The sequence below is a fragment of the Brenneria tiliae genome (assembly GCF_023347575.1).
Lineage (GTDB): Bacteria > Pseudomonadota > Gammaproteobacteria > Enterobacterales > Enterobacteriaceae > Brenneria > Brenneria corticis.
Map to the genome: position 1 here is coordinate 163,173 of NZ_JAKPCB010000103.1, position 12,992 is coordinate 176,164.

General features: G+C 58.9%; 14 protein-coding genes. 7 read left to right on the forward strand and 7 right to left on the reverse strand.

All coding sequences use genetic code 11. The annotated features are described in order from the left end of the window. Positions 1 to 130: 130 nt before the first annotated feature. The 5 genes from potG (at position 131) to rlmC (ending at position 4,926) form a co-directional block, all read left to right on the forward strand. Entirely contained in the window at positions 131 to 1,264 is a 1,134-nt protein-coding gene (gene potG / locus MFP24_RS21610; RefSeq protein ID WP_249232586.1) for a putrescine ABC transporter ATP-binding subunit PotG, read from the forward strand. Positions 1,265 to 1,278: 14 nt separating this feature from the next. Then, positions 1,279 to 2,244, forward strand: coding sequence for a putrescine ABC transporter permease PotH (gene potH / locus MFP24_RS21615; RefSeq protein ID WP_249232585.1), 966 nt, complete (start codon positions 1,279 to 1,281; stop codon positions 2,242 to 2,244). Then, the gene (gene potI, locus MFP24_RS21620; protein ID WP_249232584.1) at positions 2,241 to 3,086 is read left to right on the forward strand and encodes a putrescine ABC transporter permease PotI; all 846 of its coding nucleotides are present in this window, start codon (positions 2,241 to 2,243) and stop codon (positions 3,084 to 3,086) included. The genes potH and potI overlap by 4 nt, the downstream gene beginning before the upstream one ends. A gap of 94 nt (positions 3,087 to 3,180) precedes the next feature. Further along, positions 3,181 to 3,690, forward strand: coding sequence for a YbjO family protein (locus MFP24_RS21625; RefSeq protein ID WP_249232583.1), 510 nt, complete (start codon positions 3,181 to 3,183; stop codon positions 3,688 to 3,690). 96 nt (positions 3,691 to 3,786) lie between these two features. Next, entirely contained in the window at positions 3,787 to 4,926 is a 1,140-nt protein-coding gene (gene rlmC / locus MFP24_RS21630; RefSeq protein ID WP_249232582.1) for a 23S rRNA (uracil(747)-C(5))-methyltransferase RlmC, read from the forward strand. A 62-nt stretch (positions 4,927 to 4,988) separates the two neighbouring features. Here the strand turns inward: rlmC and MFP24_RS21635 are convergent, their stop codons facing one another. Genes MFP24_RS21635 through artP form a run of 5 tightly spaced genes read right to left on the reverse strand, consistent with a single transcriptional unit; the run spans position 4,989 to position 8,640 of the window. Further along, positions 4,989 to 5,720: an arginine ABC transporter substrate-binding protein gene (locus MFP24_RS21635; RefSeq protein ID WP_249232581.1), complete on the reverse strand. Its 732-nt coding sequence runs from the start codon at positions 5,718 to 5,720 to the stop codon at positions 4,989 to 4,991. 43 nt (positions 5,721 to 5,763) lie between these two features. After that, positions 5,764 to 6,432, reverse strand: a complete 669-nt coding sequence (gene artM / locus MFP24_RS21640) for an arginine ABC transporter permease ArtM (protein WP_249232580.1) — start codon at positions 6,430 to 6,432, stop codon at positions 5,764 to 5,766. Continuing rightward, the gene (gene artQ / locus MFP24_RS21645) at positions 6,432 to 7,148 is read right to left on the reverse strand and encodes an arginine ABC transporter permease ArtQ (RefSeq protein ID WP_249232579.1); all 717 of its coding nucleotides are present in this window, start codon (positions 7,146 to 7,148) and stop codon (positions 6,432 to 6,434) included. The genes artM and artQ overlap by 1 nt, the downstream gene beginning before the upstream one ends. An 11-nt stretch (positions 7,149 to 7,159) precedes the next feature. Continuing rightward, a complete protein-coding gene (artJ, locus tag MFP24_RS21650) occupies positions 7,160 to 7,891 on the reverse strand; it encodes an arginine ABC transporter substrate-binding protein (RefSeq protein ID WP_249232899.1) in 732 nt (243 codons plus the stop codon). A gap of 20 nt (positions 7,892 to 7,911) precedes the next feature. Then, positions 7,912 to 8,640 carry an arginine ABC transporter ATP-binding protein ArtP gene (artP, locus tag MFP24_RS21655; protein ID WP_249232578.1) on the reverse strand — a complete coding sequence of 243 codons (729 nt, stop codon included), beginning with the start codon at positions 8,638 to 8,640 and terminating at the stop codon, positions 7,912 to 7,914. 283 nt (positions 8,641 to 8,923) lie between these two features. On the opposite strand from artP, the gene MFP24_RS21660 reads away from it, so the two are divergent. Further along, positions 8,924 to 9,247, forward strand: a complete 324-nt coding sequence (locus tag MFP24_RS21660; RefSeq protein ID WP_249232577.1) for a heavy metal-binding domain-containing protein — start codon at positions 8,924 to 8,926, stop codon at positions 9,245 to 9,247. Positions 9,248 to 9,295: 48 nt separating this feature from the next. After that, positions 9,296 to 10,153, forward strand: coding sequence for an N-acetylmuramoyl-L-alanine amidase (locus MFP24_RS21665; protein ID WP_283164133.1), 858 nt, complete (start codon positions 9,296 to 9,298; stop codon positions 10,151 to 10,153). A gap of 18 nt (positions 10,154 to 10,171) precedes the next feature. Here MFP24_RS21665 and hcr read toward each other — a convergent pair whose 3' ends face one another. Beyond that, entirely contained in the window at positions 10,172 to 11,179 is a 1,008-nt protein-coding gene (gene hcr, locus MFP24_RS21670) for an NADH oxidoreductase (protein WP_249232576.1), read from the reverse strand. Between the two features lie 13 nt (positions 11,180 to 11,192). After that, the gene (gene hcp, locus MFP24_RS21675) at positions 11,193 to 12,845 is read right to left on the reverse strand and encodes a hydroxylamine reductase (RefSeq protein WP_249232575.1); all 1,653 of its coding nucleotides are present in this window, start codon (positions 12,843 to 12,845) and stop codon (positions 11,193 to 11,195) included. Positions 12,846 to 12,992: the final 147 nt, after the last annotated feature.

A 12,992-nucleotide genomic window follows, 5' to 3' on the forward strand; every position in this document is an offset into this window, starting at 1 on the left:
TAACAGACAGGCGGTTGAACCGCCTGTCTGTTCTATATATATGCGTCACCGACTCGCTCTGCGTCAAAGCCATATGCTGGCCTGACGCCGGGCGGTGACCTGTTCTGCTTTTGCCGGAGAGCAATGCGAAGTGAATGAAGCCATTCCCCGTCCCCAGCCCAAGCCTCAAAAAGCGGTAACGCCGTTGCTGGAAGTGCGTAACCTGACCAAATCATTCGATGGGCAGGCCGCCGTCGATGATGTCAGCCTGACCATTTACAAAGGCGAGATATTCGCCCTGCTGGGCGCGTCCGGCTGCGGCAAGTCCACGCTGCTGCGCATGCTGGCGGGTTTCGAACACCCCACTCAGGGGCAGATAGTCCTGGACGGGCAGGATCTTTCGCTGGTTCCGCCCTACCAGCGCCCAATCAACATGATGTTTCAGTCGTATGCGCTGTTTCCGCATATGACGGTGGAAAAGAATATTGCTTTTGGTCTGAAGCAGGACCGCCTGTCCCGTTCCGAGATCAAGAATCGCGTGGAGGAAATGCTGGCGCTGGTGCATATGCAAGAGTTCGCCAACCGCAAACCGCATCAGCTTTCCGGCGGCCAGAGGCAGCGCGTGGCGCTGGCCCGCAGCCTGGCGAAGCGCCCCAAGCTGCTATTGCTGGATGAGCCGATGGGGGCGCTGGATAAAAAACTGCGCGACCGTATGCAGCTTGAGGTGGTCGATATTCTGGAGCGCGTCGGCGTGACCTGCGTCATGGTGACGCACGATCAGGAAGAAGCCATGACGATGGCGGGCCGCATCGCCATTATGAACCGCGGCAAATTCGTGCAGATCGGCGAACCGGAAGAGATATACGAACACCCCAACACCCGCTTCAGCGCCGAATTTATCGGCTCCGTCAATATGTTCGAAGGAGTGCTGACCGAGCGGCGGGATGACGCCCTGATTATACGCAGTCCGGGGCTGGTGCATCCGCTGAAGGTGGATTCGGACGCCTCGGTGGTGGACGGCGTGCCGGTCTATATCGCCCTGCGGCCGGAAAAGATCGTACTCTGTGAGGAGGTGCCGGCCGACGGCTGCAATTTTGCCGTCGGGGAAGTGGTGCACATCGCCTATCTGGGTGATTTATCGATTTACCACGTCCGATTGAACAGCGGACAGATTATCAGCGCGCAGTTGCAGAACGCCTATCGCTACCGCAAGGGCGCGCCCACCTGGGGCGACGAAGTGCGGCTGAGCTGGGACGCCGACAGCTGCGTCGTGTTGACGGTGTAGCGAGGAAAACCCCAATGACAATGTTTCCCGAACGCCGCACCGCGGCGCCGCCGCGGCAGGAAAGGGGGCGCCTGGCCATGCTGATGGCGCGCTGGCGCCAGGATCACGGACGTAAGCTGGTTATCGCGCTGCCTTATTGTTGGCTGCTGCTGCTGTTTATGCTGCCGTTCCTGATCGTCTTCAAGATCAGCCTGGCGGAAATGGCGCGCGCCGTGCCCCCCTACACCGATCTGGTGAGCTGGGTGGATGACAGGCTGGATATTTCGTTGAATCTGGCGAACTATCTGCAGCTGCTGGGCGACCCGCTGTACGTCGAGGCCTATCTGCAATCCTTGCGGGTGGCGTCGGTGTCGACCCTGTTCTGCCTGCTGATCGGCTATCCGCTGGCCTGGGCCGTGGCGCACAGCCGGCCTTCCACCCGTAATATCCTGCTGTTGCTGGTGATCCTGCCCTCCTGGACATCGTTTCTTATCCGCGTCTATGCCTGGATGGGGATCCTGAAAAACAACGGTATTCTGAACAACTTCCTGCTGTGGCTGGGGGTTATCGATCAGCCGCTGGTGATCCTGCATACCAATCTGGCGGTATATATCGGCGTGGTGTACTCCTATCTGCCCTTTATGGTGCTGCCGATCTATACCGCGCTTACCCGGCTGGACTACTCGCTGGTGGAAGCCTCCCTTGATTTGGGGGCGCGGCCGCTGAAAACCTTTTTCAGCGTTATCGTGCCGCTGACCAAGGGCGGGGTGATCGCCGGTTCGATGCTGGTGTTTATCCCCACGGTGGGCGAGTATGTTATCCCTGAACTGCTGGGCGGCCCGGACAGCATTATGATCGGCCGTATCCTGTGGCAGGAATTCTTTAACAATCGTGACTGGCCGGTGGCTTCGGCCGTGGCGATTATCATGCTGCTGTTGTTGATTATGCCGATTATCTGGTTCCACAAACATCAGAGCAAAGCGGCGGAGGGGGAAGCATGAACAATCTGCCGGTGGTTCGCTCGCCGTGGCGCATCGTGATTCTGGTGCTGTGCTTTACGTTTCTGTACGCGCCGATGCTGATGCTGGTGATCTACTCCTTCAACAGTTCCAAACTGGTAACGGTATGGGCGGGGTGGTCGACGCGCTGGTATGTCGAGCTATTTCATAATTCCGCCATGATTAGCGCCGTGGCCCTCAGTCTGACGATCGCCGCGGCTTCCGCCACCATGGCCGTGGTGCTGGGTACGCTGGCGGCGCTGGTGATGGTGCGCTTTGGCAGCTTTCGCGGTTCAAACGGCTTTGCGTTTATGCTGACCGCGCCGTTGGTGATGCCGGACGTGATCACCGGGCTTTCCCTGCTGCTGCTGTTTGTGGCGCTGGGGCACGCCATCGGCTGGCCCACGGAGCGCGGAATGCTTACCATCTGGCTGGCGCATGTGACATTTTGCACCGCTTACGTCACGGTAGTGATCAGCGCGCGCCTGCGGGAGCTGGACCGCTCCATCGAAGAGGCGGCCATGGATCTGGGCGCCACGCCGTTAAAAGTCTTCTTTATCATTACGGTGCCGATGATTGCCCCGGCGCTGATCTCCGGCTGGCTGCTGGCGTTTACCCTGTCGCTTGACGATCTGGTTATCGCCAGCTTCGTCGCCGGGCCGGGGTCCACCACGCTGCCGATGCTGGTCTTTTCCAGCGTAAGGATGGGGGTTAATCCGCAGATTAACGCGCTGGCTTCTTTGATACTCTTGGTGGTAGGGATTATTGGCTTTGTCGCCTGGTGGTTTATGGCCAGGGCCGAGAAACAACGCCAGCGCGATATGCAAAAAGCGCGGCGAGCTTGATTCGTCGCCGGTCGTGCTTTATGCGCCTTGAGTGAACGACAACGCCGCCATCGTCTGGTGGCGTTGTCGTTCCGTATAAAGGACGAGAGGGTAAATGCGGTACAGGAAAAAGGATATCGCCCAGCGAAAGGCCTATGCGCCGGTCCCGGTTATGGTGGCGGGCATCGCTATTATCGCCACCCGTTTGCTGGGCGTGTTGCTGTTGGCCTGGGAACTGGGTCTGAGCGAACTGGGTGGATGGATAGGCAGCAGCGCTCAGTCATGGGACGCTACGCTGGTTTTGCTGTTGTCTCTGGTGATCGTTTGCGCCGAGGTGCGCTGCGGATTCGCGGTGCTGGCGGGGGCCAACTGGGGGCGCTGGGGATACGTTATCTGCCAGTGCCTGGTGGTGTTGTATATGCTGCTGGCGTCGGTGAGCGAGTATTTCCCGGCGATATTTCATATCTCCGGCGATAGCCATACGGCGGTGCTGCATCAGCTGCTATTACAGAAAATACCGGATTTGCTGGTGATCTTCCTGCTGTTTTTTCCGCGCCGCAGCCGGCGGTTTTTTACTCGTCTCATCCCTGAGACTCGCCCTGCGGGCCGCCGCAAGCGGCGTTGAAAAATGCTCCCGGCATTTTTTTACCGCGGCGGAAATAACGGCGCGGCGGTGGTACAATCCGCGCCATTCTGTCTTCACTCTTAATAGTTAGATTTTATGCATTGTGCGCAGTACAGCGCGGGAACCTGCCGTTCCTGCCAGTGGCTGGAAAAAGCCTACCCACAGCAGCTGGCCGACAAACAGCAACACCTTGCCGATTTGCTCCGCTCACGCGCGGTTCAGCAATGGCTGCCGGTTTGCCCTTCGGCGCAGTCCGCGTTTCGCAACAAGGCGAAAATGGTGGTCAGCGGCAGCGTTGAGCGGCCGCTGCTCGGGATGCTGCATCGCGACGGGACGGCGGTCGATCTGTGTGACTGCCCGCTCTATCCGGATAGCTTCGCGCCGGTGTTTGCGGCGCTGAAAATATTTATCGCCAGGGCAGGGCTGACCCCCTATAACGTCGCCCGCCGGCGCGGAGAGCTAAAGTACCTGCTGCTGACGGAAAGCGTTTCGCGCGGCGCCTTTATGCTGCGCTTTGTGCTGCGTTCGGAAACCAAGCTCGCCCAGCTGCGCGCGGCGTTACCCTGGCTGCAACGGCAGTTGCCCCAGCTTGAGGTGATTTCCGTCAATATTCAGCCGGTGCATCAGGCGATTATGGAAGGGGAAACGGAAATCATCCTCAGCGACGCCGCGTCGCTGGCGGAACGGTTCAATCAGGTGCCGCTGTATATCCGTCCGCAAAGTTTTTTCCAGACCAACCCGCAGGTGGCCGGCGCGCTCTATGCCACGGCCCGCGCCTGGGTGGCGGAGCTGAATATCCGTAGCATGTGGGATCTGTTCTGCGGCGTGGGGGGCTTTGGCCTGCACTGCGCCACGCCGCAGATGCGGCTGACCGGCATCGAGATCAGCGCCGAAGCCATCGCCTGCGCGCGTCAGTCCGCCGCACAGCTGGGATTGACGCAGGTGGAGTTTCAGGCGCTGGATTCGACGCGCTTCGCCACCACCCGGGAGCAGATCCCGGATCTGGTGCTGGTGAATCCGCCGCGCCGCGGGATAGGCGCGGAGCTGTGCGCCTACCTGAGCCGTATGGCGCCGCACTATATTCTTTACTCCAGCTGTAACGCCGCCAGCATGGCGCAGGATCTGGATAAGTTGAAAAACTATTGCGTGGCGCGCGTGCAGCTATTCGATATGTTTCCGCATACCGCGCATTACGAAGTGCTGACGCTATTGCAAAGAGAAGACGCGGCCGCTTAGCGCGACGTTTAAGGCACCGCGCGGCGCAGTTAAGCGCCGCGCGGGTAAAGCGGGGAGCGGTTTTACTGCGGGAACCACTTATCGTTGATGGCCTGATAGGTGCCGTCCGCTTTAATGGCGTCCAGCGCCTTATTCAGTTTTTCCAGCAGGGCCCGGTCGTTGGGACGAACGGCGATGCCCAGCCCCGTACCGAAGTATTCGGGATCGGTAACGTGCTCGCCGACCGTTGCCAGATCCGGGTTGGTTTTAATCCACTCATTCACCACGGCGGTATCGCCGAACACGCCGTCAATACGGCCGTTTTTCAGATCCAGCACCGCATTCTGATAGCTGTCGTAAGAGACGGTCTGCACTTCCGGGTGCTTGTCGTGCATATATTTTTGATGCGTGGTGCCGTTCTCCATCCCGATGCGTTTGCCCTGCAACGCGGCGAAATCGCTGAATTTCCCTTTTTGGGCGATCACCACGGCCGAGTTGGCATAGTAGGGCTGGGTAAACGCCACCTGCTTGCTGCGCTCGGGGGTAATGTCCATCCCTGAAATCACCGCGTCATAGCGGCGGAATTTCAGCGCCGGGATCAGGCTGTCGAAGGCCTGATTGGTGAAGGTGCAGGTGGTCTGCATCTGCTTGCACAGCGCTTTCGCCAGATCCATATCGAAACCGACGATATCGTTATTGGCGTCCAGCGATTCAAACGGCGGATAGGTCGCGGACGACGCGAAACGGATGGTATCCGCGGCCATGGCGCCGCATGTCATTCCGCCCAGTAAGGCGGCGAGCAATAATTTTTTCATCTACATACTCCAGTCCGTGCGGATGTTATTGGGATATTCAAGGCTAGTTGCGTCGTTCAAACGCCAGCGCGCGCCGTTCGAACAGACGCATCAGCAGGGTGAGCAATCCGTTGACGCAGAGATAGATAATCCCCGCCGCGCCGAAAACCATCACGTCGTAGGTGCGGCCGTACATCAACTGGCTGTACCCCATAACCTCCATCAGGGTAATGGTGTAAGCCAGAGAGGTGCTTTTAAACACCAGCACCACTTCATTCGAATAGGATGAAAGCGCGCGTTTAAAGGCGAAGGGCAACAGGATGCGCAGCGTCTGTTTCCGCGACATGCCGAGCGCCGCGCAGGACTGCCACTGGCCGGCGGGAATGGCTTTTACCGCGCCATAAAACAGCTGGGTGGTATAGGCGGCGCTGTTGAGCGCCAGGGCGATCATGGCGCACAGCCACGGCTGCGACAGCAGGTGCCATAGCCAGGGAATTTGCTGAATGGCGCTGAACTGGCCGGGACCGTAGTAGATCAGAAAGATCTGCACCAGCAGCGGGGTGCCCGTAAACAGGGTGATATACCCTTTCGCCAGCGTCGCTATCACCGGCGTTTTCAACGTCAGCACCACCGTCAGCAGCAGCGACAGCGCCAGGGCGACGATAAGCGCCGCCACGGTGAGCGTCAGGCTGGTGTGCAGTCCCTTAAGCAGCTCGGGCAGGTAAGCGAGCATCAGGAAGGCCTCCGTTCAAAACGCGTGGTTCTCAGTTCAATCCGTTTCAGAACGTACTGGCTGAACAGGGTGATCAGCAGATAAATGGCGGCGGCGATCACGTACCAGGTAAAGGGTTCCTGCGTCCGCGTGGCGATGCTTTTGGTTTGCAGCATCAGGTCATTGACGCTGATCAGCGAAACCAGCGCGGTGTCCTTCAGCAATACCAGCCACTGGTTGCCCAGCCCCGGCAGGGCGTGACGCCACATCTGCGGCATAATCAGGCGGATAAAGATAGCCGACTTGCTTAACCCCAGCGCCTGGCCGGACTCCCATTGCCCCTGCGGCACGGCTTTCAGCGCGCCGCGCAGCGTTTGCGAGGCATAGGCGGCATACAGCAGCGCCAGTGCGATCACGCCGCACAGAAACGGGCTGACTTCAAACATCTCGATATCCGCCTGCACCGGGATCTGCACCAGATACAGATCCAGGGTAAAGCCGTCCGCCAGCATCAGCAGCAGCTGGGAGGAGCCGAAATAGACGAACAGCACCACCAGAATTTCCGGCAGGCCGCGTAATAGCGTTACCAGCGCGGTACCGCACCAGCCGACCGCTTTCCAGCGGGCGGTTTCCCAGATGGCGAACAGCATGGCGAGGACAAGTCCCAGCGCCAGCGCGCAAACGGCAAGGCCGACGGTCATCCCGGCGGCGCTTACAAGAGGGTGAAATTCAATCATTGAGAGTCAGATTACTGCTGGAACCATTTTTGATAGATGGTCTGATAAGTACCATCCTGCTTGATTTTGCTGAGCGCGTCGTTGAATTTCTTCAACAGTTCATCGTTATTCTGACGAACCGCAATTCCCAGACCGACGCCGAAATAGCCTTTATCCGTCACCGGTTGACCGACCGCGGACAGGTTTTCATTCTGTTTCAGCCACTCGTTCACCACCGCGGTATCGCCGAACACCGCATCCAGACGGCCGTTTTTCAGGTCCAGAACGGCATTCTGATAGCTATCGTAAGGCACGGTGGTAATTTCGCTGTGCTTATCCAGCAGGTATTTCTGATGGGTGGTGCCGTTTTGTACCCCGATGCGTTTCCCTTTCAGCGCGCCAAGGTCGGCGGCTTTGCCTTTCTGGGCGATAAACAGCGCCGAGTTGTCATAATAGGGTTGGGTAAAGGCGACCTGTTTCTGACGTTCCGGGGTGATATCCATTCCGGCGATAACCGCTTCAAAGCGGCGGAATTTCAGCCCCGGGATCAGACTGTCGAATGCCTGGTTGCTAAAGGTGCAGGTAGCCTGTATCTCTTGGCACAGCGCGTTGGCCAGATCGATATCAAAGCCCTGGATCTTATTGCCGGCGTCAACGAACTCGAACGGAGGGTAAGAGGCTTCGGTGGCGAAACGGATGGTTTCCGCCGCGCCGGCGGAAACGCTGGCACCGGTGAGTAATAGTACGGCGATCGCTTTTTTCATCATGGTTTTCCTGAAATTAATCAATGTGATAAATAGCTGGCGAAGGCTGACGTCTGCGGCTGGGCAAAATGAGCGGCGTCCCCTTGCTCCACAATACGTCCGTTCTCCATATATACCACTCTGCTGGCCGTTTTCCGCGCGAACTCCACCTCATGGGTGACGATAACCTGGGTAATGCCGGTTTGCGTCAGCTCATGGATGATGCTCACTACCTGAGCGGTAATTTCAGGGTCCAGCGCGGCGGTGGGTTCATCGAATAACAGCACCTGCGGTTCCATCATCAGCGCACGGGCGATGGCGACGCGCTGTTGCTGTCCGCCGGAGAGATGAAGGGGATAGCGATCGGCGAAATCATTCAAACGCAAGCGGGTGAGCAGCTTGTCGGCACGGGCTTTGGCCTGATCTTTATGCAGCCCGAGCACGCGGCAGGGGGCTTCGATCAGGTTTTGCGCCACCGTCAGATGGGGCCAGAGGTTATATTGCTGAAAAACCATGCCCACGTTCTGACGCAGTTCGCGAATGGCGCCCTCGCCGGGAGCATGAGCGAAATCAAACTGATTGCCCGCAATCGCCAGCTTACCGGAACTCGGCATTTCCAGCAGGTTCAGGACGCGCAGCAGGGAGCTTTTCCCCGCGCCGCTCGGCCCAAGCAAAACCAGGGTTTCGCCCGCCGGGCAGGTCAGTGTAATGTCGAACAACGCCTGGTATGCGCCGTAGAAGCAGTTAATGCCGTTTAGTTGAATACTCATGCGTAAGAATTGAATAGCCATTGATGCCGCGAATGTTAACGTCGGCAGAATACTTATGCAATCGCCGTGGGTTAAAATTTGCTGATAAGCGAATTATTGCTTAAATAATAGCATAAAATACTGGCTTGACGGTGAGCGGACCGGGTTTGTCGGGGAGGAAATAAGCCGCGCGGATAATTAGCGTGCGGCAAGCATGGAAACGGACTATTTTAATCCCGCAGTTGCCCTGTAACAGAACGGTGATATAGGGTATTACGCCTATCAATAGTTCAAGGAGTCCACCATGCATTTGTCCACCACCCCCAATCTGGAAGGTTTTACCATTACGGAATACTGCGGCGTCGTCACCGGGGAAGCCATCCTCGGCGCCAACATTTTTCGTGATTTCTTTGCCGGCATTCGCGATATCGTGGGCGGACGCTCCGGCGCTTATGAAAAGGAATTGCGCAAGGCAAGGCAGATTGCGTTTAAAGAATTGCAGGAGCAGGCGGCAGATTTAGGCGCCAATGCCGTGGTCGGGATTGATATCGACTATGAAACCGTGGGTAAAGACAGCAGCATGCTGATGGTGTCCGTCAGCGGGACCGCGGTAAAAGTCGGTCGCTAGTCGCTGTTTAATCACTTCGCACGGAAAACCGACGCTCGCGGGAACATCATGACCAAATGCATCGCTATGCTGATGTTGCTATTGCTGGCCGGGTGCCAGTCAGCCTCCTCCCTGAAGGATCTCGGGCGCTATAAAGTCGATACGGCGCACCGGGCGCAGGCGCAGGAGTCGCGCATCCGTTTTCTGGTGATTCACTATACGGCGGAGGATTTTCCCACCTCGCTAAGCACGCTGACGGACGAACACGTCAGCGCGCATTATCTTATCCCCGCGCATCCGCCCCTTGACCGGGGTAAGCCGGTGGTGTGGCAACTGGTGCCGGAATCGCAGGCGGCATGGCACGCCGGCGCCAGCGGCTGGCGCGGGTTCACGCGTCTTAATAATTCGTCGATCGGTATTGAGCTGGAGAACGCCGGCTACCGGCGTACGCTCACCGGAGTAAAATGGACGCCGTTTCCCGCGGCGCAGATCGCCGTGCTGAGCGATATGGCCCGGCAGATCGTCGCGCGCTATGGGATAGCGCCGCGGGACGTGGTGGCCCACAGCGATATCGCCCCGCTGCGCAAGCAGGATCCCGGTCCGCTGTTTCCCTGGGAGCAGCTGGCGCGGGCCGGCATCGGCGCCTGGCCGGAGGCGGAGCGGGTGAGGTTCCATCTTGACGGCCGCGACCCCGCCCGGCCGGTTGATGCCGACCGTCTGTTGGCGAAGCTGGCGCGCTACGGCTACGAGGTGCGCGGCGATATGAGCGCTCGGCAGAAGCGGCAGGTTATCGCCGCCTTTCAGATGCACTTTCGCCCGCGGGATTACCGGGGAGAGGCGGATGCGCAGACGGAAGCCATCGCCGACGCCCTGCTGGAGAAGTATGCCGCGCCGCGAACGATAACGGCTGCGGTGACGCCGCCCTGACCGGCGGCGCGCGTCGTGTCAGGCCAGCACGGTATCCCCCTGTAACCGGCAGCTACAGGCCAGCACATAGCCCTGGGCGATCTCCTCCGGGGTCAGGGTCATGGTGCTGTCGGCGTGGTAGTCGCCGGACAGAATGCGGGTTTTGCAGCTTCCGCATACGCCCGCGCGGCAGGCGGCCAGCACCGGCGCCTTATTGGCCTCCAGCGCCGCCAGCAGGCTGACGCCCACCGGGACGCGCAGTTTTTGCAACGGACGGCTGATGGTGAGCGTAAGCTGGTCGCCGTCGTCATCCGGGGCGCCGTCGGCCACATGGAATCGCTCTTTAAAGAAACGCTCCGCCGGCACGCCGGCCTGCCGACAGAACCTCTCTACCTGCTCCATATAGGGCGCCGGACCGCAGGTCATCAGGGTGCGGACGGCGATATCCGGCGCCAGTTGCAATAGCCGCTCAGGGGTAATCCGCCCGGCGAGAAAACCCGGCGCCGCATCCTCCTCCGCCATTAGCGTCAGTTGCAGTCGCTCGGGGTAACGCCGCGCCAGTTCCCACCACTCGTCGGCAAAAATAACCTGCTGGGGATTGCGCACGTTAAAAATCACCCGCAGGTCGCTGCGCGGTCGATTGGCGAGCAGCCAGCGGCACATCGACATTATGGGGGTGACGCCGCAGCCCGCGGCCATCATCAGATAACGTTCGCCGGCGGCGCGCGTGCAGGTAAATTCTCCCTGCGCATCCGACAGCCACAGATAATCGCCCGGTTTCAGCTTTTGCGTCAGCCAGCGCGAACCGAGCCCCTTATCCAGCCGGCGCACCGTCAGCGTGATAAAGCGGCTAAGCCCAGGCGATGACGACAGCGTATAGGCCCGCAGCGTTTCAGGACTGTCGGCGATGCTCACCAGGGCATACTGGCCGGGCTGATAGGGATAGAAGTCGTGATTAATCAACGCTATTGTCCATACGTCCGGGGTTTCCTGAACGATCGAATACACCTGCATACGGTTGGGGCAAAGCGGTGTCGGCATGGTCATGACATAATCTCCATCAGGCGGCCAGAATGGCGTTCATATCCTGTTCGACCGTGGTGATGGCGCGCATGCCGAACTTCTCATTCAGGATCGCCAGCAGATTTTCGGTCAGGAATCCCGGCGCCGTCGGGCCGGTATAGATATTCTTCACGCCGAGGGACAGCAGGGTCAGCAGGATGACGATAGCCTTCTGTTCAAACCATGACAACACCAGGCTGAGAGGCAGGTCGTTGACGCCGCAGCCCAGTTTCTCCGCCAGTTTGACCGCCAGAATAATGGCGGCGTAGGCGTCGTTGCACTGGCCGACGTCCAGTAACCGCGGCAGGCCTTCCAGGGTGCCGAAATCCAGCTTATTGAAACGGTACTTGCCGCAGGCCAGCGTCATAATCAGGCAGTCGTCGGGAACCTTGACGGTAAAGTCGGTAAAATAGCTGCGCTCCGCGCGGCTGCCGTCGCAACCGCCCACCAAAAAGACGTGTCGGAGTTTCTTTTGGGCGACCAGGTCGATAACGGTATCGGCGGCGCTCAGCAGGGTTTCCCGGCCGAAACCGACGGTAATCTGATGTTCGATCTCGCTGTAAGGGAACCCGGCCAGCCGCTGCGCCTGGGCGATAACCGGGCTGAAATCATCCCCTTCCAGATGGTTGACGCCCGGCCAGCCGACAATGCTGCGCGTCCAGATGCGATCGCCGTAGTTGCCGACGTTGGGATCGATAATGCAGTTGGACGTCATGACGATGGCGCCGGGGAACTTGGCGAACTCCGTTTGCTGGTTCTGCCAGCCGCTGCCGTAGTTGCCGACCAGATGTTTGAATTTTTTCAGTTCGGGATAACCGTGCGCCGGCAGCATTTCGCCGTGAGTGTAGATATTGATGCCGCTGTCTGCGGTCTGTTCCAGCAGCATGCGCAAATCTTTCAGGTCATGGCCGGAGATCAGAATGGCTTTACCGGCAACGGGGCGCACGTTAACCGCCGTCGGCTGCGGATGACCGTAAGCCTCGGTTTCGCCGCGGTCGAGGATCGCCATAACGTTAAAGTTCATCGCGCCGATGCCCATGGCGTTGTTCAGCAGGGTGTCGACGTCGGTGGGTTGCGTACCCAGCCAGGCCATCAGGGTATGGTATTGCGCATAGATAGCCTCATCATACTGACCGAGAACGTGCGCATGCTCCATATAGGCGGCGGCGCCTTTCAGGCCGTACAGGCACAGCATGCGCAGACCGTGAACGTCGTCGCCCACGGCGCTTTTGTCATGGTCCAGCGCGAAGTCGGCCGCCTGGCGCAGCAGCGTCGGGATATCGTCGCCGGCCAGCCGCAGTTCCGCCATGGGATGCGTGACGGCAACGCGCGCGTCCAGCAAACGGCAGCGCGCGGCCAGCGACTGGCGCAGTACGATGGCTTCCCGGGCGTAGCCGATAATCCGCGGCGAGTCGAAGTTGACGTTGGTCAGCGTGGAGAAAAAGGCGCGCGGGGCGAAGCTGTCGATATCATGATCGACGATACCCAGCTCGCGGGCTTGCAGCGTCCAGGCCGACAGCCCTTGCAATACGGCGACCAGAAGGTCTTGCAGATCGGAGGTTTCCGCGCTTTTACCGCACATGCCCTGCGAGTAAGAGCAGCCATTTCCAGCCGGGGTACGAATGGTTTGTTCACATTGCACACAAAACATAATCACTTCCTTTTAAAGTTGCATTTTAAATGCTTGTTTTGAAGCATAGAGGGTCGCGCCATAGGGAAAAAGGCTTTTTTAACGCAACGTTAGGTAAAGTTGATTTAGCGCAATTTTGACGGCGGGCAATGAAAATGACTCTCAATC

Bases quoted from the DNA above. Each gene is read 5' to 3' on its own strand.
- potH (WP_249232585.1), top strand. From the start codon at position 1,279: ATGACAATGTTTCCCGAACGCCGCACCGCGGCGCCGCCGCGGCAGGAA.
- potI (WP_249232584.1), top strand. From the start codon at position 2,241: ATGAACAATCTGCCGGTGGTTCGCTCGCCGTGGCGCATCGTGATTCTG.
- MFP24_RS21625 (WP_249232583.1), top strand. From the start codon at position 3,181: ATGCGGTACAGGAAAAAGGATATCGCCCAGCGAAAGGCCTATGCGCCG.
- rlmC (WP_249232582.1), top strand. From the start codon at position 3,787: ATGCATTGTGCGCAGTACAGCGCGGGAACCTGCCGTTCCTGCCAGTGG.
- MFP24_RS21635 (WP_249232581.1), bottom strand. From the start codon at position 5,720: ATGAAAAAATTATTGCTCGCCGCCTTACTGGGCGGAATGACATGCGGC.
- artM (WP_249232580.1), bottom strand. From the start codon at position 6,432: ATGCTCGCTTACCTGCCCGAGCTGCTTAAGGGACTGCACACCAGCCTG.
- artQ (WP_249232579.1), bottom strand. From the start codon at position 7,148: ATGATTGAATTTCACCCTCTTGTAAGCGCCGCCGGGATGACCGTCGGC.
- artJ (WP_249232899.1), bottom strand. From the start codon at position 7,891: ATGAAAAAAGCGATCGCCGTACTATTACTCACCGGTGCCAGCGTTTCC.
- artP (WP_249232578.1), bottom strand. From the start codon at position 8,640: ATGAGTATTCAACTAAACGGCATTAACTGCTTCTACGGCGCATACCAG.
- MFP24_RS21660 (WP_249232577.1), top strand. From the start codon at position 8,924: ATGCATTTGTCCACCACCCCCAATCTGGAAGGTTTTACCATTACGGAA.
- MFP24_RS21665 (WP_283164133.1), top strand. From the start codon at position 9,296: ATGACCAAATGCATCGCTATGCTGATGTTGCTATTGCTGGCCGGGTGC.
- hcr (WP_249232576.1), bottom strand. From the start codon at position 11,179: ATGACCATGCCGACACCGCTTTGCCCCAACCGTATGCAGGTGTATTCG.
- hcp (WP_249232575.1), bottom strand. From the start codon at position 12,845: ATGTTTTGTGTGCAATGTGAACAAACCATTCGTACCCCGGCTGGAAAT.